Below are 20335 nucleotides of genomic sequence, written 5' to 3'. Positions count from 1 at the left end.
TGTTCGAAAGGATGGAGTCTCGGAGTGGCAGTGATCGATAGGTGGCCAGCCCGCGGTTGCAGCATGGGGTAGGGGTCTGGAACTTCTTTGTCTGCCAACGCGGTTGGCGGTTCGCCTCGACGCCGTTGATGGCGCCCATGACAGAACTATGTGGCCGAGGTCGATCATTACGTCGATGCTCACCAACTGGCACGGGAACCGGTCGACACCGGGCAACCCAAGGACGAGGTGACCCAGAAGTGTCTGGCCGGCCATGATGGCAGCGGAGAGCGTCTTGTATGTGGGCATCGCGCAGGCGCGGGTCACGGTGTTGGATCTCGGTCCGGCGGCGCAACCCGCTTACCGGCGCCACCTCTGGTTGAAGAAGACCCGCAATCACATCTCCTGGCAGTGATTCGATGACGACTTCGGCCGGTTCCTGCTGCGGGTGTGTACCTATTTCCCGTTCCACGCCAAGCTGATCGTCAACGGGAACCATAGGGCACAGCGGCAGGGGAGCAAGGCGGGGAGCGGGTTCACCCGCTAGACAACGACTTCCTCAACTGCCACGACGTCGCTGGGTTGCAGGCGATCTGCGAGAGCTTCGGCGGCGCAGGCATCGAGGCGGTGCTGATAGACCTCGGGGACGTGCGCAGCCACCTCGCCGGTCGTCAATCCCTCGGCGAAGTTGATGCCCAACGTTGGCTGGTCACGGTCTTCGACGTCGAACCATAACGAGAATGTCCGTTCCCGCGGCCGGCCGGATCTCCGACTCACAGCCCAGGTGATGGGTCATCGCGGTCTGCAACGAACGCTCCAACACCGCCTTGATCAACGAATCCAGCGCCGCAGCCGAAAACGTCTCCGCCACTTTGCGAGTCGCCGGCTTTCCCCTACCTGACGACGCTACGGCCGCGGTCCACGACCCACTCTATCCTGTCCGCCCAACGGCTGGTCCGATGATGGACCACCCCGAACTTGCCCAGATGGAATCACGCCGTTCGCTTGCGGGTAGAACCGGCGGTAACCGATAATCGCCACGATGGGGGCCCGCCCCGTGATACAGCTCCCAGCTGACCACGGATCCGGGATCCTCGATCAAGAGTCGACCGGAAGGGCCTACCTCCGCAATGAACGAGTATCCGAACACAGGCGTCGTCTCGCGCCGTTTCGAGGCGTACCCGGAACCCATACAAGACCTTGAGGCATGGACGGACAGCAATTGGGAGTGGTTCGACCCTGCCCACGCTCACTCGATTTTATGGCCCGACCGCGACTATAAGCCCGACCTCGATATTTTGATCGCTGGCTGCGGTACCAATCAGGCCGCGGTTTTCGCATACAACAACCGTTCCGCGAAGGTGGTGGCGGTCGATATCAGTGAACCGTCGCTGGACCATGCGCGATATCTGAAAGACAAGTACGAGCTGCGGAACTTGGAGTTGCATAGGCTTCCGATAGAAGAGTTGCCAACGCTCAAGCGCAACTTCGACCTCATCGTGTCAACCGGCGTCTTGCATCTCTTGCCAGACCCAGCAGCGGGCATGAAGGCACTGAGGGCTTGTCTGCGGCGAGATGGCGCTCTGGGCGTGATGCTTTACGCGAAGTCCGGTCGAATGGGCGTCGAAATGCTGCAATCGGCCTTCCGTGACTTGGGCATGGGTCCTGACGACGCGTCGGTCCAAATGGTCAAAGAAGTGATCTCGGCGCTCCCGCTAGAACACCCCGTCCACAATTACTTCAAGATGGCGCCGGTTTCCGCCCAGTCCGATGCCGCCCTGGCAGATACCTTCCTGCATGGCCCCGAGCGCAGTTACAGCGTCGATGACTGCATCGACCTCGTGACGTCAGCTGGGTTGGCATTCCAGGGATGGTTCATCAAGGCGCCCTACTACCCGCACGATTGGTTTAGACCCGGGACTTCACTCGATCAGGCGGTGAGCGCATTGCCCGAGGCCAAGCTCTGGTCCGTAGTAGAGCGTCTTCACGTGATGAACGGCGCCCATTTCTTCATGGCATGCCGTTCCGACCGGCCGAAGAAGAGCTACGAAATCAGTTTCTCCACCCCTGCGTGCCTCGGATACGTTCCGCGGATGCGCATGCGCTGCGGTATCGAGGGGGACGAGATTTTCCGGCCGAATTGGCGGACGAAGGTCACGCCGGCTCATATGCGTTTCCTACAGCACGTCAATGGCCGGCTCACGATTCGTCAGATCGCTGATCGGGTCGCCAAGGGCGGGGAGTCGCTTGGTGCCAGCAAGCGTGACCTGGAGGAGTTCGGTCGCAGGCTGTTCGAATCGCTGTGGCGTCTCGACTTTGTGGCGGTGACGCTGAAGGAAGATCCGGCGGATTAGGCAGGGCGGCGGCGTGGTGTGAACACTCGGGCGCCGAAGCCGCCGCCACCGAATCGCGCTGCCACCCCAATGTAATTCACTCAAATTCCGCATGACCGCCGGTCATCGCGTGCGGTCACACGGCGAATTTCCGATCGCAGATCAACGGTGCACACCCTACGGTGTGGCCTCTGAACTCGCGCCTGGAAAATACCCCACGGGGTATGGTATATCTGGTTGGGGAGCGTCCCACCGGGGTGTTCGAGTCAGATGACCCCCGGTCCGGGGTCGAAGGGCCCTACCGGGCGTCGCCGTGTGGTGGTGACACTGCGTTCGAAGGACCGGGCCACGAGCGAAAGGAAGCGGCGGTGTTGGCCTTTCTCAAGAAGGCATGGGTGCCCCTCGTCGTCGTGGTGGCGGTTGCCCTCGGCGGTATCGCCGTCGACCGGCTTCGCGGCGTTTTCGGTTCCGACGCCATCTTTACCGCAACCGGCAGCAGCGCCGAACCACTTGAGCCGTCGCACCTCAAGCGGGTGACCTACGAGGTTTACGGGCCGAGCGACACCGCGGGAAGCGTCAGCTACCTCGACACCAAGGCCCAGCCCGAACAGGCCGACTTCGGCAGCCTGCCGTGGACCATCACCATCACCACGACGGTGCCGGCCGTGATCGCCAGCGTGGTGGCACAGGGCAACAGCGACAACATCGGGTGCCGCATCACCGTCAACGGTGAGATCAAGGACCAAAGTTCCGCCGCCGGCCATCACGCACAAACGTCTTGTTTGGTGAAGGCCGCATGAACACCGACAACGACGGCCGTCCGAGGTTCATGCGGTTCGTCCGCACGTTCGCGTGGCCCATCATCATCGGCTGGCTCCTGCTGACCGTCGCCCTGAATGTGCTTGTGCCGCCGATCGAGTCGGTCGCCCGCAAGCACGCGGTCACCATGTCGCCCCAAGACGCGCCCGCGATGATCGCGGCCAAGCGCATCGGCGCGACCTTCCATGAGTCGGACTCCGACAGCATCGCGATGATCGTCCTCGAGGGCGATCAGCAACTCGGCGACGCCGCGCACCGCTACTACGACGGCTTGGTCCAGAAACTGCAGGCCGACCCGAAGCACGTGCAGCACGTGCAGAACGTGTGGGGAGACCCGCTGACCGCCGCCGGTGTCCAAAGCCGCGACGGTAAAGCCGCTTACGTCCAGCTCAATCTGGCCGGCAACCAGGGCAGCACGCTGGGCAACCAGTCCGTCGACGCGGTGCGCAAGATCGTCGACCAGTCGACGCCGCCCAAGGGCCTCAATGTCTACGTCACCGGCCCGGCACCGCTGACGACGGACATGAACGAAGGCGCCGACAAGAGCATGTTCAAGATGATGGGCGTCACGGGCGTGGTCATCATGATCATGCTCTTCATCGCCTATCGCTCCATCAGCACGGTGCTTCTCGTTCTCGTCATGGTCGGTTTCGAGATGGGCTCGGCCAGAGGGCTTGTCGCGCTTCTCGGGGACAAAGGCCTCTTGGGGTTTTCGACGTTCGTCGTGGCGATGCTCTCATCTTTGGCCATCGCGGCGGGAACCGATTACGCGATCTTCCTCGTCGGCCGCTACCAGGAGGCGCGTCAGGCCGGCCAGGATCGAGAAACCGCCTGGTACACGATGTTCCGTGGGACCTCGCACATCATCATGGGCTCGGGGTTGACCATCGCCGGAGCCACCTTCTGCCTGCACCTGGCGCGTCTGTCGTATTTCAAGGCGTTGGGCATCCCGTCCGCTGTGGGATTGCTCGTCGTCGTCGCGGGAGCGATGACCGCGGCGCCGGCCGTCGTCGCCGTGGCCACCCGGTTCGGTTTGCTCGACCCGAGGAAGATGATCAAGACGCGTGGGTGGCGGCGCATCGGTACCGCCACCGTGCGCTGGCCCGGCGCGGTGATGGCGGCCTCAATGGCCATCGCGATCGTCGGTATCCTCATCGTGCCGAGCATGAAGATCAGCTACAACGACCGCTATTACATACCCGGCAGCATGCCATCTAACGTCGGATATGCCGCCGCGGAGCGCCATTTCAGCGCCGCGACAATGAATCCCGACATTCTCATGATCGAGAGCGATCACGACATGCGCAACAGCGGTGACATGATCATTCTCGACCGCCTCGCAAAGGACATCTTTCGATCGCCGGGAATCGCGATGGTGCAGAGCATCACACGGCCGCTGGGCGGTCCGATCGAGCACACCTCGATACCGTTCCAGATCAGTGCCCAAGCGATTCCCATCCAGCAGAACCTCCAGTTCATGAAGGATCGCACCGCGGACATGCTCAAGATGAGTGACGATCTGGGTGCCATGATCGGCTCGATGGAGCGGATGCAGGGCTTGCTCGGGCAGATGAGCAGCGCGACCCATCGCATGGTGGGCGACATGGGCGACATGCAAACCACGCTGGACGAGATGCGAGACCACCTGGCGGACTTCGACGATTTCGCAAGGCCGTTCCGCAGCTATTTGTATTGGGAACCACACTGTTTCGACATCCCGGTCTGCTGGGCGTCGAGGTCGGTGTTCGAGGCGATCGACGGCGTGGACAAGTTCAGCGCGAACATGAGCACGCTGATCAAGGACATGAACAAGGTCGACGCGATCATGCCCCAGATGATGGCCCAATTCCCGCCGATGATCGCCGTCGCGAAGTCCATGCAGGGCACCCTGCTCACGATGCACAGCAGCTTCTCGGGTCTGGTGACGCAGATGGCCCAGATGACCGATACGGCGAGCGCGATGGGTCAGGCCTTCGACGCCTCCAGGAGTGGTGACTACTTCTACCTGCCGCCGGAAGCGTTCCAGAATCCCGACTTTCAGCGCGGCCTGAAACTCTTCCTCTCACCGGACGGCAAGGCCGCGCGCTTCATCGTCACCCACGACGCGGACCCGGCGACCCCGGCGGGCATTGCCGCGGTCAAGCCCGCGCTGAATGCCGCGCATGACGCGGTGAAGGGAACGACCCTCACCGGCGCCAAGTTCTACCTCGCCGGGACGGCGGCGATCTACCGCGACATCCAGGCCGGCTCGCAATACGACCTGCTGATCGTCGGACTCGCCGCCCTGACACTGATTTTCGCGGTCATGGTGATCATCACACGGGCGCTGGTCGCGTCCCTGGTGATCGTCGGCACGGTGCTGCTGTCGCTGGGCGCCGCGTTCGGACTGTCGGTGCTGGTGTGGCAGCACCTGTTGGGTCTGGAATTGAACTGGATCGCGCCGGTGTTCGGATTGATCATCCTGCTGGCCGTGGGATCCGACTACAACCTGCTGCTGGTGTCACGGTTCCAGGAGGAGATCGGTGCGGGGCTGAAGACCGGAATCATTCGCTCGATGGGGGAGACCGGCGGTGTCGTCACGGCGGCGGGGTTGGTGTTCGCGTTCACCATGATGTCGATGGCGGCCAGCGATCTCCGTTCAATCGGGCAGGCGGGCACCACGATTGGCCTCGGCCTGCTGTTCGACACCCTGGTCGTGCGCTCCTTGATGACGCCGTCGATCGCCGCGCTGCTCGGACGCTGGTTCTGGTGGCCAATGCGGGTGCGGCCGCGCCCGGCCAGCTCCATGCTTCGGCCGTTCGGACCGCGTCGCCTAGTTCGCTCCCTCCTGCTGGGTGAGGAAGCGGACACCGCCCGGCTCAACACGGCGTCCGGTGACGGACAGACGGGTGCGCGGCCACACGACGGAAATGCTCCGGCGTATTCGGGGGCCGCGGGCCCGGCGTAAACAGCCCGAAGCCGTTTGCCGACGCGGAAGTGGTCGCGACCACCACCGAATCCGCGGCCCGCAACGCCGTGCACCTCGCGGGCGTGCTGCGGCAGACGCCCTATCCGCCGTACAACTAAGACGTCAGGCGGGATACCGCCGAGGGGTGAACACGCGGTCACCGAAATCGTCTGAGTGCCACTGGGTTTGCGAGGAGCCTACGATCAGCAGGCAGCGCATGTCGACGTCTGCGGGGTCGAGATCGGCCAGTCGCACCACGCGTACGTCTTCGTCGGGGCCGGACACGTTGCGGCCGATCACCACCGGCGTGCCAGGTTCGCGGTGGGCCATCAGCACGTCGCGCATCGCGCCGACCTGCCAGGTCCGCGCCTTGGACGCCGGGTTGTAGATGGCCAGCACCAGGTCGGCGGCCGCGGCGGCGGCCAAGCGCTCGGAAATCACGTCCCAGGGTTTGAGCCGGTCGGACAAGGAGATCACCGCGTAGTCATGGCCCAGCGGAGCGCCGACCCGGCTGGCGACGGCCTGGGCCGCCGTCATCCCCGGAACGACCCGGATCCGCACTCCCGGCCACTGTTTGGCTTCTTCCAGGACCGCGGTCGCCATCGCGAACACGCCGGGATCGCCCGACGACACCACGGCGACGGCATGCCCCTGCTCGGCCAGCGCGCAGGCCAGCCTCGCCCGCGCCGGTTCGTCGGTGTTGTCGCTGGGGTGGCGCCGCTGGCCGTCGCGGACCGGGACGCGGTCCAAATAGCCGGCATAGCCGATCAGATCGGTCGCGGCGGCCAGCTCCCGTCGGCTCTGCGGCGTCATCCAGTCGACGTCGCCGGGCCCCAGGCCGACTACCGCGACCGTGCCCGAAAGCGTTTCGCGACGGCGGCCGCCGGGCAGCATGGCCAGTGAAAAGTAGGGCACGCCGGCCTCGTCGACGTCCGCGGCGGGCAGGATCCGCTGCCCCGACGTGCTGGCCCGCTCGACGTAGAACGCGTCGTCGAGCTGCCCGGACGCCGAAAGCGCCTCCCGCACAGCGTGATACGAACGGCCAAGCTTGAGCACCACCGCGGCGTCGGCGTCGACGAGGCGGCGCGTCAGCTCGGCCACCGGCAGGGTGCCGGGCAGCACCGACAGCACCTCGTCGCCGGCCACCAGCGGGGTCGCGATGGCCGCCGAGGCGGCGCTCACCGACGTCACGCCCGGCACGATGACGGCGTCGAACCGCTGCGTCAGCCGGGTGTGCAAATGCATGTACGAGCTGTAGAACAGCGGGTCGCCCTCGGCGAGCAGCGCCACGTCGCGACCGGCATCCAGGTGCGCGGCGATGCGCCGCGTCGAGTCCGCATAGAAGTCTTCGATCGCACCGGCGTAGCCGCCGGGATGATCGGTCACCTCGGTGGTCACCGGATAGATCAGGTGCTCCTCGATCTGGCCGGGCCGCAGATACGGTTCGGCGATCCCGCGGGCGATGCTGCGGCCGTGCCGGGCGCTGTGGTAGGCCACCACGTCGGCCTCGCCGATCACCCGGGCGGCCTTCACCGTCACCAACTCCGGATCGCCGGGCCCCAACCCGACCCCCCATAGGGTGCCGCGCGCGCTCATTCCGTGTCGCTCGCGATCGCGTTGACGGCGGCGGCGGCCATCGCGCTGCCGCCGCGACGGCCCCGCACCACCAGGTAGGACATGCCGCGCGGACGCTCGATGAGCTCCTGCTTGGATTGCGCGGACCCGACGAATCCCACCGGGCCGCCGAGCACGGCGGCCGGCGGGGAGGCCCCCTCGTCGATCAGCTCCAGCAGCCGGAATAGAGCGGTGGGGGCGTTGCCGATGGCCAGCACCGCGCCGGCCAGCCGGCCTGCCCACAGCTCCACGCCGGCCGCCGAGCGGGTGGTCTGCCGGCGCGCGGCCAGTTCGGGCGCGCGCGGATCGGCGACCAGCGATACGACCTCGTTGCCCGCGGGGAGCCGCGCGGCGGTGATCCCGGCGGCCACCATCGACGAGTCGCACAGCACCGGTGCGCCGCGGCGCAGCGCGGCGCCCGCTCGCGCGACCACGTCGTCGGTGTAGGCGACGTGCTCGGCGACGTCGACCTGACCGCAGGTGTGGATCAACCGGACCACGACGCGTGCCACGTCGTCGGGAAACCTTGTCAGGTCGGCCTCGGCGCGGATGGCCGCGAACGACTGGCGATAGATCTCGGCCGCGTCGCGGATGTAGTCGAGCACCCGCTCACCTTAGGCGCTGGTCGCGCAGCAGCCGATAACCCTGTCCGCTGGCGAGCAGGACCTGCCCGAAGGGCTGGCTGCCGCACGCACGCTCGCAGCCGACGAAGTGACGGTGCACCCCGGCCTCGGCGTCCCGCGCGTCCAACGACATCGCCGCGTCGGCCCGCACGTCGGCGGCCGAATGCTGGCAGCCCGGGCTCCCGGTGCAGGCGCTGACGCTCAGCCAGGGGGAGTGCTCGTCGAAAACCAGGCCCAACGGCGCCAGCACGCGCAGCGCGACGTCGGCCACCTCTTCATCGAGATCGCACACCAGCACCGATCGCCACGGCGTGACCACCACCGGGGCCTCGATGGCGGCCAGGTATTCCGCGACCCGTGCGGGCAGCACGCCCAGCGGCACCGCGGCGCCCAGCGCCACCCGGCCGTCGTCCTGGCCGACCCAGCCCACCGGTGGCCTGGCCACGGGCGGGAAAGCCGCGCCGAGTTCGGCCCCGGGCCACAGCCCCGCAATGTCGACCAATTCGCTGACGCGCCAAGCCTTCCCGCGTACCTCAAGGAACCGCACCGCGAGCGCGACCAGTGACTGCGCCACGTCGGCGACGGCCAGCCGGACGCCGGTGTCACGCCCCGCCAACACCAGCGCGACGCCGTCGTCCAGGGCGTGCACGCCGACGTCGGCGCCCAACCCGGACACGTCGGCGCGGCCGTCGTCGAGACCGAACCAGAATCGGCCCCCCAGCTCCGCGAGCCTGGGTTCGGCGCAAATCGCCGCGTCCAGCTCGCTCACCCACCCACTGACGTCGGCGAGTCCACCCACGCGGCCCGACAGCGGCGACGCGACGATGTTGCGGACCCGCTCATGGGTCGGCGACGGCAACAGCCCGGCTTGTGTGAGCGCCTCGGCGACCGCGGCCACGTCGGTGATCGCGCGCAGCTGCACGTTGCCCCGGGCGGTCAGCTCGAGGGTTCCCGAGCCGCGCTCACCCGCAACGGCGGCCAGCGTCGCCAGCTGGGCGGCGCTGATCCGGCCGCCGGGCAAGCGCACCCGCACCAGCGCGCCGTCGGCGGCCTGATGCACCTGCAGCGCGCCCGGGCAGGCGTCGGTGTCGCGCGCTCGGACCATGCGCCTACGGTACGACTCCGCGTCACCGTTTCGCGCAGGTTCGGCGCGGGCCTGGTGCGGGCACTCTGTTGCCCGTGAGGACGGTGGAGTACGCGCCGGGACGCCTGGCCGACGTCTTCGGCGATTCGGCGCAACCCGCGGTCCTGCTATGGCACGGCATGCAGACCGACGCCCGCGCTGCCGTGCGGCCGCTGGCCGGCATGCTCGCCGAACGCGGCGCCGCGGTGGTGGCGCCGGATTGGAACTCCCACGGCGACGACGGCGGGCGGGCGGACCTGTTGCGGTCGCTCGAATTCACCCGGGAGCGCGCGCATGGTGCCCTGGTGCTCGTCGGATGGTCCCTGGGAGGATGCGCCGCCGCGGGCGTGACGCTTGGGGGCTTCGACGTTGCCCTCGCGCACACGGTGTGCCTGGCGGGTGCCTTCATGGTCCCGGACCCGATCTCCGGCCGGACGCCGACCGAGATGCTGTCGGCCGACGGCGCCCGGTCGCCGTTCACGCTGCTGCACGGGCTCGCCGACGACGCGGTTCCGGTCTCGGCGAGCAGGGCGTTCGCCGCCGGCCTGCACCGGGCCGGTTGGCCGGTGGAGCTGGCGGAGCTGGCGGCCGATCACGGGTCGATCGCCGGCGCCGACTACGACCCGGTCGCGGATCGCTACGTGCCGGCGACGGGCGGACCGGCGCTCGAGGTGGCCGGCGAGGTCGCCGCGCGCATCGCGGCGACGCTGCGGTACGAATGACGGGTGGCTGAGCCGAGCATCCTGCTGCTGTCGACGTCCGACACGGACCTGATCAGCGCGCGGTCCAGCGGGAAGAACTTTCGGTGGGCCAACCCGTCGCGGCTGTCTGACACAGAGTTGCCGGACCTGCTGAACGACGCCGCGATCGTCGTCGTCCGGATCCTCGGTGGCTATCGCGCCTGGCAGGACGGCATCGACGCGGTGCTCGCCAGCGGCGTCCCGACGGTGCTCGTCAGCGGCGAGCAGGCCGCCGACGCCGAGCTGACCGGCTTGTCCACGCTGGCTGCCGGCATCGCGGTGCAGGCCCACATCTATCTGGCGCACGGCGGCGTGGAGAACCTGCGCCAGCTGCACGCCTTCCTCTCTGACACGGTGCTGATGACCGGCTTCGGGTTCACCCCGCCGGTGGTGACGCCGACCTGGGGCGAGCTGCCGCGGCCGGCCGCCGCCGACAACGACGGCCCCACCATCGCGGTGCTCTACTACCGCGCGCAGCAGCTGGCCGGCAACACCGCTTACATCGAATCGCTGTGCCGGGCCATCGAAGACGCCGGCGGGCGAGCGCTTCCCGTCTACTGCGCCTCGCTGCGCACCGCCGAACCCGAACTGCTGCAACGGCTTGGCGACGCCGACGCCATGGTGGTCACCGTGCTGGCCGCCGGGGGCCTCAAGCCCGCCACGGTGTCCGCGGGCGGTGACGATGACAGCTGGAACGTCGAACACCTGGCCGCACTGGACATCCCGATCCTGCAGGGCTTGTGCCTGACCAGCCCCCGCGACCAGTGGCGCGACAACGATGACGGCCTGAGCCCCCTCGACGTGGCCACCCAGGTCGCGGTGCCCGAGTTCGACGGCCGCATCATCACGGTCCCGTTCTCGTTCAAGGAGATCGACGACGACGGGTTGATCTCCTATGTCGCCGATCCCGAACGCTGCGCGCGCGTCGCGGGCCTGGCGGTCCGGCACGCGCGGCTGCGCTACGTCCCGGTGGCCGATAAGCGGGTGGCGCTGGTGTTTTCGGCCTACCCGACCAAGCACGCCCGCATCGGCAACGCGGTCGGGCTGGACACCCCGGCCAGCGCGGTCGCCCTGCTGCGCGCGATGCGCGAACGCGGGTATCGGGTGGGCGATCTGCCCGGCGTCGAGGCCGACGACGGCGATGCCCTGATCCACGCGCTGATCGAACGCGGGGGGCAAGACCCCGACTGGCTCACCGAAGGGCAGCTGGCCGGCAACCCGATTCGGGTGTCCGCCAAGGACTATCGCGATTGGTTCGCGACCCTGCCCGCCGACCTCGCCGACGCCGTCGTCGAGCACTGGGGCCCGCCGCCCGGCGACCTGTTCGTGGACCGCGCGGCGGATCCCGACGGCGAAATCGTGGTCGCCGCAATGCAAGCGGGCAACCTCGTCCTCATGGTCCAGCCGCCCCGCGGGTTCGGGGAGAACCCGGTCGCCATCTACCACGACCCCGACCTGCCGCCCAGCCACCACTACCTGGCCGCCTACCGCTGGCTGGACACCGGTTTCAAAGCCGACGCGGTGGTGCATCTCGGCAAGCACGGCAACCTGGAATGGCTGCCGGGCAAGACCCTTGGCATGTCGGCGGCCTGCGGATCCGATGCGGCGCTGGGCAACCTGCCGCTGATCTACCCGTTCCTGGTCAACGACCCCGGCGAGGGCACCCAGGCCAAACGGCGGGCGCACGCCGTCCTCGTCGACCACCTCATCCCGCCGATGGCGCGCGCCGAAACCTATGGCGACATCGCGCGTTTGGAGCAGCTGCTCGACGAGCACGCCAACGTCGCGGCGCTGGATCCCGGCAAGCTGCCCGCCATCCGCCAGCAGATCTGGACGCTGATCCGGGCCGCCAAGATGGACCACGACCTGGGGCTGACCGAACGGCCCGCCGAGGACGCGTTCGACGACATGATCCTGCACGTCGACGGGTGGCTCTGCGAGATCAAGGACGTCCAGATCCGCGACGGGCTGCACGTGCTGGGCCAACCGCCCACCGGGGAGGTTGAACTCGACCTGGTGCTGGCCATCCTGCGCGCACGCCAGTTGTTCGGGGGCGAGCACGCCATCCCAGGCCTGCGCCAGGCGCTGGGCCTGGCCGAGGACGGCACCGACGAGCGCGTGACGGTCGACCAAACCGAGGCCGCGGCACGCGGATTGGTCGCGGCGCTGCAGGCCGGAGGCTGGGACCCCGACGCCGCCGAAACGCTGACCGACAACGCCGACGTCGCGGCGGTGCTGCGGTTCGCGGCCACCGAGGTGGTGCCCCGCCTGGCGGGCACGTCATCCGAAATCGACCAGGTGCTCAGGGCATTGGACGGCCGGTTCATTCCCTCCGGCCCGTCCGGATCGCCGCTGCGCGGCCTGGTCAACGTGCTGCCCACCGGGCGCAACTTCTACTCCGTCGACCCGAAAGCGGTGCCGTCCCGGCTGGCGTGGGAAGCCGGTGTGGCGCTCGCGGATTCGCTGCTGGCCCGGTACCGGACCGACCACGGGCAGTGGCCGCAATCGGTCGGGCTGTCGGTGTGGGGCACCTCGGCGATGCGCACCGCCGGCGACGACATCGCCGAAGTCCTCGCGCTGCTGGGCGTTCGACCGGTCTGGGACGACGCGTCGCGCCGCGTCGTCGGCCTGACGCCGATTCCGCTGGCCGAGCTGGGCCGGCCCCGCATCGACGTGACGGTGCGGATCTCCGGGTTCTTCCGGGACGCCTTCCCGCACATCGTGACCATGCTCGACGACGCGGTGCGGTTGGTCGCCGACCTCGACGAGCCGGCCGACGACAACTACGTGCGGGCCCACGCCCGCGCCGACCTGGCCCAGCACGGCGACGAACGCCGTTCCACCACAAGGATTTTCGGATCCAAGCCCGGAACTTACGGCGCCGGGCTGCTGCAGCTGATCGACAGCCGCAACTGGCGCGACGACGCCGACCTCGCGCAGGTGTACACGGCCTGGGGCGGGTTCGCCTACGGGCGTGGTCTGGACGGTCGGCCCGCGACCGACGACATGAACCGCCAGTACCGGCGCATCGCGGTGGCCGCCAAGAACACCGACACCCGCGAGCACGACATCGCCGACTCCGACGACTACTTCCAGTACCACGGCGGCATGGTCGCCACGGTGCGCGCGCTGACCGGGCAGGCGCCCGCCGCCTACATCGGCGACAACACCCGGCCCGACGCGATCCGCACCCGGACCCTCTCGGAGGAGACCACCCGGGTCTTTCGCGCCCGCGTGGTCAACCCACGCTGGATGGCGGCGATGCGCCGGCACGGCTACAAGGGCGCGTTCGAGATGGCGGCGACCGTGGACTACCTGTTCGGCTACGACGCCACCGCGGGCGTGATGGCCGACTGGATGTACGAGCAACTGACCGAGCGCTACGTGCTGGACCCGGAGAACCGCAAATTCATGGCCGAATCCAACCCGTGGGCGCTGCACGGCATGGCCGAACGGCTGCTGGAGGCCGCCGGTCGGGGCATGTGGGCGGAACCGCAGCCGGACACCCTCGACGGGCTGCGTCAGGCGCTGCTCGAAACCGAGGGCGACCTGGAGGGCTGAGTCCGGAGTCGGCGGCGCGTCAGATGAAATCCGACCCGCCGTCCACGTTGACTGTGGCGCCGGTGACGTAACCGTTTCGCCGCGACGCCAGGTAGGCGGTGATGGAGGCGACCTCTTCGGGGAGTCCGGCGCGGCCAAGGTCGCAGGGCTGGTGAAAGTTGTTGTCGATCCACGTCATGACGTCGGTCGGGTTGGTCGCATCGAGGCCGTCGGCGGCGAGGATGTCCTTGAGTACTTCGGTGAAGCTGGCCGTCACGATGGTCCCGGGGCACACGCAGTTGACCAGAATGCCGTCTTTGGCAAGGCTTTTCGACAGGTTCTTGGTGACGCTGGCCAACGCCGCCTTCGATGCCGTGTAGGCCACGATGCGCGGGTTCTGCCGCTGAATCGAATGCGCCGACAGTGTGACGATGCGGGCCCAGTCCGCGGAGCGCAACAACGGCAGTGAGGCGCGGATCGATCGCACCGCCGACATCGTGCCGAGTGTGAACGCCTCATCCCATTGCGTGTCGTCCATCTGCTCGAAATAGCCGTCGCCCGGTCCAATCGTGTGGATGAGGCTGTTGAGGCGCCCCCAGCGCTCCGAGACCGCGGCGAAGCCATCGGCGATGGACTGGGCATCAGCCATATCCACGCTGATGCCCGCGGCATCCGGTGCGCCGGCCTCGCGCACCGATTCGACGGCGGCGTCGAGCGCTCCCCGGCTCCTGGCCATGACCGCCACGCTGGCCCCTTCGGCCGCAAGGGTTTCGGCGATGGCCAGCCCCATACCCTTGCTGCCGCCTGTGACCACCGCCGTCGATCCGGTGAAACCCAGATCCATCGACGTCTCCCTCCGGTTGGTGTGTCGTCGTCGCTTAGGGCGAAACCCGCGTGATCGCCTCCGCCGGCACGCCGAGTCCACCCAGGCAGAAACGGAGCGCGCGTTGACGGACGTCGTCGCGGTCACAGTCGCCGGCCATCCATTGCCGCTCGATGCCCGCCCACACCACGCCGTGAATGGCCTCCGCATCGGTCACCGGATCGATGTGGTGGAACACCCCCTGCTGCAGACCGCGTTGAAGGGCTTCGCTGAGCGGCCTGAGCAATTGCGCGTATGCGGGCATGATCAGGTTGGGGGAGCCGAACATCTGCGACTGAGCCTCGAGCGATAGGCGGCGCAAATCGGATTTGATGTTGGGGTCGAAGGCCAGGTCGAGTCGCCCGTCGATCCACGCGGCGACCGCGTCGATCTCCGTATTGGCAGACGCCATTCGGCGTCGAAGCCGCCGTTCCTCGACACTCGCCGCTTCAAGGAACAGCGCCGCCACCAGTTCGTCCTTGGAGTCGAAATGCCGATAGAAGGCGCGGGTACCCAATGCGGTTCGTTCAAGAACAGCGGCGATACTGAGAGCTTGAATTCCTTGCTCCCGCACGGTTTGTGACGCGGCAACCAGGAGCTTGCGGCGCACCGTTGCGTCAGGCGCCAACTTGTCGCTTCGCGGCGCGCGAGAAGCACTCACGGCGTCAGGCGGTCGCATCGTAGGCGGCGAGGTAGTCCGCGAACCGCTCGCGAACACCTTCGGGTGTCAGGCCGTAGTCGGCCAGGTCGTATTCATGTGTACCGCGCGAACCAGGGCGATGTTCCTGCGCCCATCGCGTGACCGAACGCGAAGTGGCATCGGTGAAGGCCAAATCCAGGGATTCGTAACTGGTTCGCAGGGTGCCTACCGGATCCGTTTGCAAATCGGCGAAGGAAACGTCGGCGAATCGCTCGTCGCCGTGCCGGGCGCGGAAATCCATTGCCCGCCGCACCGCTTCGACCCAGCTGTCGACCTGCTCCGTACCAAGTTCCTTGGCGTCGTGGCGGTCGCTACTCCAGCTGCGCACGTATTGGATCAGGCTGCACACGGAGGCCATCACTTTGGCCGGATCGCGGTGACTCCACAGGAATTTGGCGTTCGGATAGGCCTCCACGAGAGCGTCGAGGGCGAACATGTGCACGGGCGTTTTGAGGTGCCACAACACCGGCGGGCAATGCCATTGCAGAAGCTTGAGCACTCGCCGGTGGAACGTGTACGTCTCGCGCATGTCGCAATCCATCAGCCACGCCAGGTATCCGGGTGCGCGGACGGCGCCGTCGAAGTGGAAGGTGCGAAAACTCATTCCCATCAGGTCCTGGCATTCGGTCGGGGCCGTGGGCTCGGAGTTGTACATCGTTTTCATCAACGGAAACATGTCGTTGAGCATCTTCAGGCCGGCCTCGGCCTGCGCGATCCGCGGATCGGTGTGTTGGGTTGCGGCCTCCGGCGGCGGTGTGGGTGCTTGGGATTCCCACATCCGCAGCGATCGGAACTGGGGATCGGCGGCCACCAGTTGGCTTAGCGCGGTGGTCCCGGTGCGGGGTAGTCCGATGACGAAGACGGGTCCGCCAATTACCTCGTCGTCGATCGAGGGGTGCTGGGCGTAGGCGTCCTCGATCTTGAGGCGTTGGATCAAGGCGTTGCTGATGGTGGCGTGCTGGATGACCCGGCCGATGTCGTTGAGGTCCGCCTCGGTGTTCAGCGCGTCGACGATGCGCTCGAGTCCCTCGCGGTAATAAGGCGAACCGAAATCGTCGAGACCGGTCGCCGCGCGGGCGCCGTCTTCCAACTCGTCGGCGTCGAACGTCATCGTCCAAACCTCTCGCGTACCGCGCGACGACGCGCCGCGAGGATCGATTTCCGCTCATCGGGGGTGACTTGCGCAGTGTCCGAAGGCAACTCGGAGCGGATATCGTCGAACGGCACGATACGCACCGTCGGGGTCGGCGCCGTTTTGGTGCGCACGCAGCGCAGGATGATGGGACCGTTGCTGTAGCCGGCGGTGTCGAGCCAATTCGCGACCCCGGGATCCTCAGCGCACAACACCACACGGACCAGGCCGTCGGAATCCACCGCGGCCTGATGGGCGTTCAGGCTGGATTGGTGGCGCCCGTAATGGATGGTCTCCCACCACGGGTTGCCGATGGAAAAGCTCCAGTAGACGCCTTCCGGCGGTACCACTTCGACGATTAGGGCCTCGCCCGGGCGCAGCTCCCACCGACCGATAACCGGCCTGTTCTCGGCCGCCGCTCCGATATCGGTGCGGTCGATCGGTGGCAGGAACCCGTTTGCCGGGGGCGCCGCACCGAACTGCAGGAAGAACGCCAAGTTGTCCTGAACGAAGTCGCCGAGGGCGACCAGTTGCCTCGTCAGCGCCAGGTGGGTATCGACGGGATGGCTGGGGGTCTCCACCACGTCGCCCAGCCGCTCGATGCGCAGCGACGACGCCACCTCGGTGTCCCAGTCGTAGAAAAAGTGCCGCACCGTCAGCGTGGGATGCTCGCCGTCGATACGCATCCAATTGCCAGTCCGCTCATCGGGTGACAGCACCACCTCGAAGTTGCCGCCGGAGTCCACCTCGAGTTCGTCGACCAGTTCGTTGGCCGTTGACGTGATGCCGTTCATCGTCTGCAGACCGACGTAGCGGGCGGTGCCGCGGTTTCCGAACAGTCGGTAACTATGCCCGCCGCGCAGTACGGCGCGGGTGTATATGCAGTCAGGACACTCCATGCCCCAGGTCAAAATGTCATCGGTACTGGTGCGTTGGACGGACAGGATCGGATCGGGATCGAACCGCAGCACCTCGTCGATGCCGGCGGCAAGGAGCACGAGGAGATGTCGCATGCCCGCCGCAAGGTCGACCCGATTTTGGTTCGCCGGGTCGGACTCGACGACCCGCGCGGCTTCGCCGAGCCGGTCCATAAGGTACGACCAGGCTTGTGCCAGGCCGGCGTCGCCGCGGTCAACCGACAGCGCCGCCTCCGCGATCGAGAATGGCAACCACGAAAGCGGTTTCTTCGGGTCGCTCACGTCACCCCGTTCGGTCGGTGCTCGGCGCTTAAGTGAAAATCTGGTTTTCGGCTAACGTCGATGACTATGGCAGCTGATCGGTGCGAATGTCAACGTTGAGCCCGGTGAGCTGGTTGCGCGGTAAGTTGACAGCCGTGACCCCGACTTTCGCCGACCTCGCCAAGGCGCAATACCTCCTGCTGACCACCTTCACCAAGGACGGCCGGCCCAAGCCGGTGCCGATCTGGGCCGCGGCCGACGGCGACCGGCTGCTGGTCATCACGCAGGAAAAGTCGTGGAAGGTCAAGCGGATCCGCAACACCGCGCGCGTCACGCTGGCCACCTGCACCATGCAGGGCCGGCCGACCAGCGAGGCGGTCGAGGGCACCGCGGCGATCCTCGACAAGTCGCAGACCGCCGCCGTCTACGATGCCATCGGCAGCCGGTACGGCATTGTCGGCAAGGTCTTCAACTTCTTCAGCAAGCTGCGCGGCGGCATGGACAACAACGTCGGCCTCGAGCTGAAAGTGGCTTCAAGCTAAAGCAAATGGGGACCGTCCTCATTCCGATCCCGGACCGCGACTTCGACCCGACCGAGGTCGCCGTCAGCTGGCGGGTCCTGACACACGACGGTCACCGGGTGGTCTTCGCCACCGAAGGCGGCGCACCCGGCGTCGCCGACGACATCATGGTGACCGGCCGTGGGTTGGACATCTGGTCCGCGCTGCCGCTGCTGGGCAGCGTCCCGGTCCTCGGGCTGATGTTGCGGGCCAACAAGGACGGCCGCCAGGCGTATCGGGACATGCTGCGCTCGGCGGAATTTCAGCATCCCGTCAGCTGGTCGCAAGCGAGCCTCGACGGCATCGACGCGCTGCTGCTGCCCGGCGGCCATCGCGCCCGGGGAATGCGCAGTTACGTCGACAGCGACATCCTGCAGCGGCTCGTCGTGGACGCCTTCGGCCGAGGGCTGCTCGTGGGCGCGATTTGTCACGGCGTGCTGCTCGCCGCGCGCAGCGTTGATCCCGCCACCGGTCGCTCGGTGCTCTACGGACGCAAGACCACGGCGTTGACATGGGCGATGGAAGGCCTGGCCTGGCGGCTTACCCGGATGACCCGATTACGGGATCGCGATTACTACCGAACCTATACCGAGCAGCCCGGACAGCCCACCGGCTACATGTCCGTGCAGTCGGAAGTCACTCGCGCCCTTAAGGATCCGACGGATTTCCAAGACGTCGGCAGCGACACGCCGCACCGGTTGCTGAAGTCGTCGGGGATGGTGCGCGACACCTCCACCGATTCGCGGCCCGCGTTCGTGGTCGACGACGGCAGCTACGTGTCGGCGCGCTGGCCCGGCGACACGCACACGTTCGCGACCGTCGTGTCGCGGAAGCTGAAGTGATCCAACGGGTTTCAGCCCGCTTTCAGGTGCTCGCCGAAGAAGGAGAAGACGCGGCTCCACGCGTCGTCGGTGGCGGCCTCGTCGTAGCCGAAACCCGCGATGCGAAGCAGCGGCTGGGCGGGAAGGGCGTTCGCGAAGCTGTGCCCGACGCCGGGGTAGACCTTGGTGTCCGTGGTGATCTGCTTGGCCTCGGTCACGTCCCGGAATTTCTCGGGCGCGCCCCGGCCCAGCGGGTCGCGGCCGCCGAAGCTCGCCACGATCGGGCACGCCCCGTCCAGGGTCTTGTCGAGGTTGCGCGGCAGGGGAGTCCCGTAGAACGGCGCCGATGCCCCAAAACCCTTGGGCGACATGACGAGCGCAAAATGCCCGCCCATGCAGAACCCCGCGATGCCGACCTGCCCGGAACACTCCGGCATGGCCTTGAGGTGATCGCGCGCCGCCAGAATGTCGTCGAGGGCGCGCCCCCGCTGCGCCTGCATCTCGCGCATGACCCGGGTGATGCAGCGGACCCGGCCGCCGCGGGCGTACATGTTCGGCGTGAGCGCCACGTACCCGCCCCGCGCGATCCGCTCGTTGGTCGCCTGCTTGTCCCGTCCGTAGCCGAACGCGTCGTGGATCACCACCACGCCCGGCCACGGGCCCTGTCCCTCGGGAACGTTCAACAGCGCGTCAATCGATCCGTCCGGGGTGTCGATCTGAATCGTTGCCATAGCGTCATCTAACTGCAGCCGTGTCTCGCGACACCAGGGGAACTCCATGCCGGCCCGCGGACGTTGGCCTCACATGATGTCGCGGCTGTTCCTCATCTACGCCGTCGTCGAGCTCGCGGCGGTCATCGCGCTGGTCTCGTCCGTCGGGTGGGGCTGGACGCTGCTGGCGCTGCTGGCCACGTTCGTGATCGGGTGGGTCGTGCTGGCGCCGATGGCCGGTTCGCAGCTCATCCGGCAGATCGGGCAATTGCGCTCCGGGCTGGCCGAGCCGCGCAACGCGGCGGGCGACGGGGCGCTGGTCACCTTGGCCATCGCGCTGGTCCTCGTCCCGGGCCTGGTCACCACGGCTTTGGGGCTGTTGCTGCTGGTCCCCCCGATACGAAGGGTCGCCGGCGCAGGACTGATGCGCGCCTTTCGGCGGCGGGTGCCGCTGATCGCCGAGGCGACGCTTTTCGGGGCCGAAACCGACGGCCGTGACTACATCGACGGCGAGGTCGTGGACGTGCGGGACTTCCGGGCGCCCGCCCTGCCGAGCGAGATGCGGGGCGGATATCCCGGAAACCCCGCCTGGGATTGATCTGAAGGCCGCCACACGTAGTTTTGGCCTGTGACCGACACGCCCACCACGCTGCT

18 protein-coding genes and 1 pseudogene are annotated in these 20335 nt (G+C 67.4%); 9 read left to right on the top strand and 10 right to left on the bottom strand.

Annotated elements, in window-relative coordinates; translation table 11 throughout:
- The first annotated feature begins 253 nt into the window (after positions 1–253).
- Entirely contained in the window at positions 254–394 is a 141-nt protein-coding gene (locus AC5Y2S_RS22615) for a hypothetical protein (RefSeq protein WP_499958496.1), read from the top strand.
- A 128-nt stretch (positions 395–522) separates the two neighbouring features.
- Here the strand turns inward: AC5Y2S_RS22615 and AC5Y2S_RS22610 are convergent, their stop codons facing one another.
- Both AC5Y2S_RS22610 and AC5Y2S_RS22605 read right to left on the bottom strand, forming a co-directional pair.
- On the bottom strand, positions 523–678 hold the full coding sequence (locus AC5Y2S_RS22610) for a hypothetical protein (RefSeq protein ID WP_499958538.1): 156 nt from the start codon (positions 676–678) through the stop codon (positions 523–525).
- Between the two features lie 5 nt (positions 679–683).
- Positions 684–850, bottom strand: a pseudogene (locus AC5Y2S_RS22605) (IS256 family transposase); the annotation flags it as partial.
- A 259-nt stretch (positions 851–1109) separates the two neighbouring features.
- On the opposite strand from AC5Y2S_RS22605, the gene AC5Y2S_RS22600 reads away from it, so the two are divergent.
- The 3 genes from AC5Y2S_RS22600 (at position 1110) to AC5Y2S_RS22590 (ending at position 6078) form a co-directional block, all read left to right on the top strand.
- Positions 1110–2333, top strand: coding sequence for a class I SAM-dependent methyltransferase (locus AC5Y2S_RS22600; protein WP_499958495.1), 1224 nt, complete (start codon positions 1110–1112; stop codon positions 2331–2333).
- Between the two features lie 347 nt (positions 2334–2680).
- On the top strand, positions 2681–3112 hold the full coding sequence (locus AC5Y2S_RS22595) for an MmpS family transport accessory protein (protein ID WP_499958493.1): 432 nt from the start codon (positions 2681–2683) through the stop codon (positions 3110–3112).
- Positions 3109–6078, top strand: coding sequence for an MMPL/RND family transporter (locus AC5Y2S_RS22590; RefSeq protein WP_499958492.1), 2970 nt, complete (start codon positions 3109–3111; stop codon positions 6076–6078). The genes AC5Y2S_RS22595 and AC5Y2S_RS22590 overlap by 4 nt, the downstream gene beginning before the upstream one ends.
- A 123-nt stretch (positions 6079–6201) precedes the next feature.
- Here AC5Y2S_RS22590 and AC5Y2S_RS22585 read toward each other — a convergent pair whose 3' ends face one another.
- The 3 genes from AC5Y2S_RS22585 to cobG are packed head-to-tail and all read right to left on the bottom strand — an operon-like array spanning position 6202 to position 9420.
- Entirely contained in the window at positions 6202–7674 is a 1473-nt protein-coding gene (locus AC5Y2S_RS22585; RefSeq protein WP_499958490.1) for a precorrin-2 C(20)-methyltransferase, read from the bottom strand.
- Complete coding sequence (locus AC5Y2S_RS22580) at positions 7671–8297, bottom strand: precorrin-8X methylmutase (RefSeq protein WP_499958489.1); 627 nt, start codon at positions 8295–8297, stop codon at positions 7671–7673. Before AC5Y2S_RS22580 ends, AC5Y2S_RS22585 begins: the two co-directional genes overlap by 4 nt.
- Before the next feature lie 4 nt (positions 8298–8301).
- On the bottom strand, positions 8302–9420 hold the full coding sequence (cobG, locus tag AC5Y2S_RS22575) for a precorrin-3B synthase (RefSeq protein ID WP_499958488.1): 1119 nt from the start codon (positions 9418–9420) through the stop codon (positions 8302–8304).
- A gap of 74 nt (positions 9421–9494) precedes the next feature.
- On the opposite strand from cobG, the gene AC5Y2S_RS22570 reads away from it, so the two are divergent.
- Together AC5Y2S_RS22570 and cobN are read left to right on the top strand one after the other, a co-directional pair.
- Positions 9495–10160 carry an alpha/beta hydrolase family protein gene (locus tag AC5Y2S_RS22570; RefSeq protein WP_499958487.1) on the top strand — a complete coding sequence of 222 codons (666 nt, stop codon included), beginning with the start codon at positions 9495–9497 and terminating at the stop codon, positions 10158–10160.
- 3 nt (positions 10161–10163) lie between these two features.
- The gene (gene cobN, locus AC5Y2S_RS22565; RefSeq protein ID WP_499958485.1) at positions 10164–13739 is read left to right on the top strand and encodes a cobaltochelatase subunit CobN; all 3576 of its coding nucleotides are present in this window, start codon (positions 10164–10166) and stop codon (positions 13737–13739) included.
- 19 nt (positions 13740–13758) lie between these two features.
- Here cobN and AC5Y2S_RS22560 read toward each other — a convergent pair whose 3' ends face one another.
- Genes AC5Y2S_RS22560 through AC5Y2S_RS22545 form a run of 4 tightly spaced genes read right to left on the bottom strand, consistent with a single transcriptional unit; the run spans position 13759 to position 17611 of the window.
- A complete protein-coding gene (locus AC5Y2S_RS22560; protein ID WP_499958484.1) occupies positions 13759–14562 on the bottom strand; it encodes an SDR family NAD(P)-dependent oxidoreductase in 804 nt (267 codons plus the stop codon).
- Between the two features lie 34 nt (positions 14563–14596).
- The gene (locus AC5Y2S_RS22555) at positions 14597–15259 is read right to left on the bottom strand and encodes a TetR/AcrR family transcriptional regulator (protein ID WP_499958483.1); all 663 of its coding nucleotides are present in this window, start codon (positions 15257–15259) and stop codon (positions 14597–14599) included.
- A complete protein-coding gene (locus AC5Y2S_RS22550; RefSeq protein WP_499958481.1) occupies positions 15246–16391 on the bottom strand; it encodes a sulfotransferase family protein in 1146 nt (381 codons plus the stop codon). Before AC5Y2S_RS22550 ends, AC5Y2S_RS22555 begins: the two co-directional genes overlap by 14 nt.
- Entirely contained in the window at positions 16388–17611 is a 1224-nt protein-coding gene (locus AC5Y2S_RS22545) for a DUF1214 domain-containing protein (protein WP_499958480.1), read from the bottom strand. The genes AC5Y2S_RS22550 and AC5Y2S_RS22545 overlap by 4 nt, the downstream gene beginning before the upstream one ends.
- A 134-nt stretch (positions 17612–17745) precedes the next feature.
- On the opposite strand from AC5Y2S_RS22545, the gene AC5Y2S_RS22540 reads away from it, so the two are divergent.
- The gene (locus tag AC5Y2S_RS22540) at positions 17746–18132 is read left to right on the top strand and encodes a PPOX class F420-dependent oxidoreductase (RefSeq protein WP_499958479.1); all 387 of its coding nucleotides are present in this window, start codon (positions 17746–17748) and stop codon (positions 18130–18132) included.
- 5 nt (positions 18133–18137) lie between these two features.
- Positions 18138–18992, top strand: coding sequence for a type 1 glutamine amidotransferase domain-containing protein (locus tag AC5Y2S_RS22535; RefSeq protein WP_499958478.1), 855 nt, complete (start codon positions 18138–18140; stop codon positions 18990–18992).
- A gap of 11 nt (positions 18993–19003) precedes the next feature.
- On the opposite strand, the gene AC5Y2S_RS22530 is transcribed toward AC5Y2S_RS22535, so the two are convergent.
- Positions 19004–19702 carry a dienelactone hydrolase family protein gene (locus tag AC5Y2S_RS22530; RefSeq protein WP_499958476.1) on the bottom strand — a complete coding sequence of 233 codons (699 nt, stop codon included), beginning with the start codon at positions 19700–19702 and terminating at the stop codon, positions 19004–19006.
- 73 nt (positions 19703–19775) lie between these two features.
- Here AC5Y2S_RS22530 and AC5Y2S_RS22525 point away from each other — a divergent pair, with 73 nt between their 5' ends.
- Positions 19776–20279 carry an FxsA family protein gene (locus tag AC5Y2S_RS22525; protein ID WP_499906324.1) on the top strand — a complete coding sequence of 168 codons (504 nt, stop codon included), beginning with the start codon at positions 19776–19778 and terminating at the stop codon, positions 20277–20279.
- Positions 20280–20335: the final 56 nt, after the last annotated feature.

Source organism: Mycobacterium sp. NGS69, from assembly GCF_059812165.1.
This window is presented reverse-complemented; position numbering and strand designations above follow the sequence as displayed.

Excerpts from the sequence above, each read along its gene's own strand:
- AC5Y2S_RS22615 (WP_499958496.1), top strand. The coding sequence starts at position 254 with ATGATGGCAGCGGAGAGCGTCTTGTATGTGGGCATCGCGCAGGCGCGG.
- AC5Y2S_RS22585 (WP_499958490.1), bottom strand. The coding sequence starts at position 7,674 with ATGAGCGCGCGCGGCACCCTATGGGGGGTCGGGTTGGGGCCCGGCGAT.
- AC5Y2S_RS22590 (WP_499958492.1), top strand. The coding sequence starts at position 3,109 with ATGAACACCGACAACGACGGCCGTCCGAGGTTCATGCGGTTCGTCCGC.
- AC5Y2S_RS22560 (WP_499958484.1), bottom strand. The coding sequence starts at position 14,562 with ATGGATCTGGGTTTCACCGGATCGACGGCGGTGGTCACAGGCGGCAGC.
- AC5Y2S_RS22535 (WP_499958478.1), top strand. The coding sequence starts at position 18,138 with ATGGGGACCGTCCTCATTCCGATCCCGGACCGCGACTTCGACCCGACC.
- AC5Y2S_RS22555 (WP_499958483.1), bottom strand. The coding sequence starts at position 15,259 with ATGCGACCGCCTGACGCCGTGAGTGCTTCTCGCGCGCCGCGAAGCGAC.
- AC5Y2S_RS22550 (WP_499958481.1), bottom strand. The coding sequence starts at position 16,391 with ATGACGTTCGACGCCGACGAGTTGGAAGACGGCGCCCGCGCGGCGACC.
- AC5Y2S_RS22530 (WP_499958476.1), bottom strand. The coding sequence starts at position 19,702 with ATGGCAACGATTCAGATCGACACCCCGGACGGATCGATTGACGCGCTG.
- AC5Y2S_RS22600 (WP_499958495.1), top strand. The coding sequence starts at position 1,110 with ATGAACGAGTATCCGAACACAGGCGTCGTCTCGCGCCGTTTCGAGGCG.
- cobG (WP_499958488.1), bottom strand. The coding sequence starts at position 9,420 with ATGGTCCGAGCGCGCGACACCGACGCCTGCCCGGGCGCGCTGCAGGTG.
- AC5Y2S_RS22525 (WP_499906324.1), top strand. The coding sequence starts at position 19,776 with ATGATGTCGCGGCTGTTCCTCATCTACGCCGTCGTCGAGCTCGCGGCG.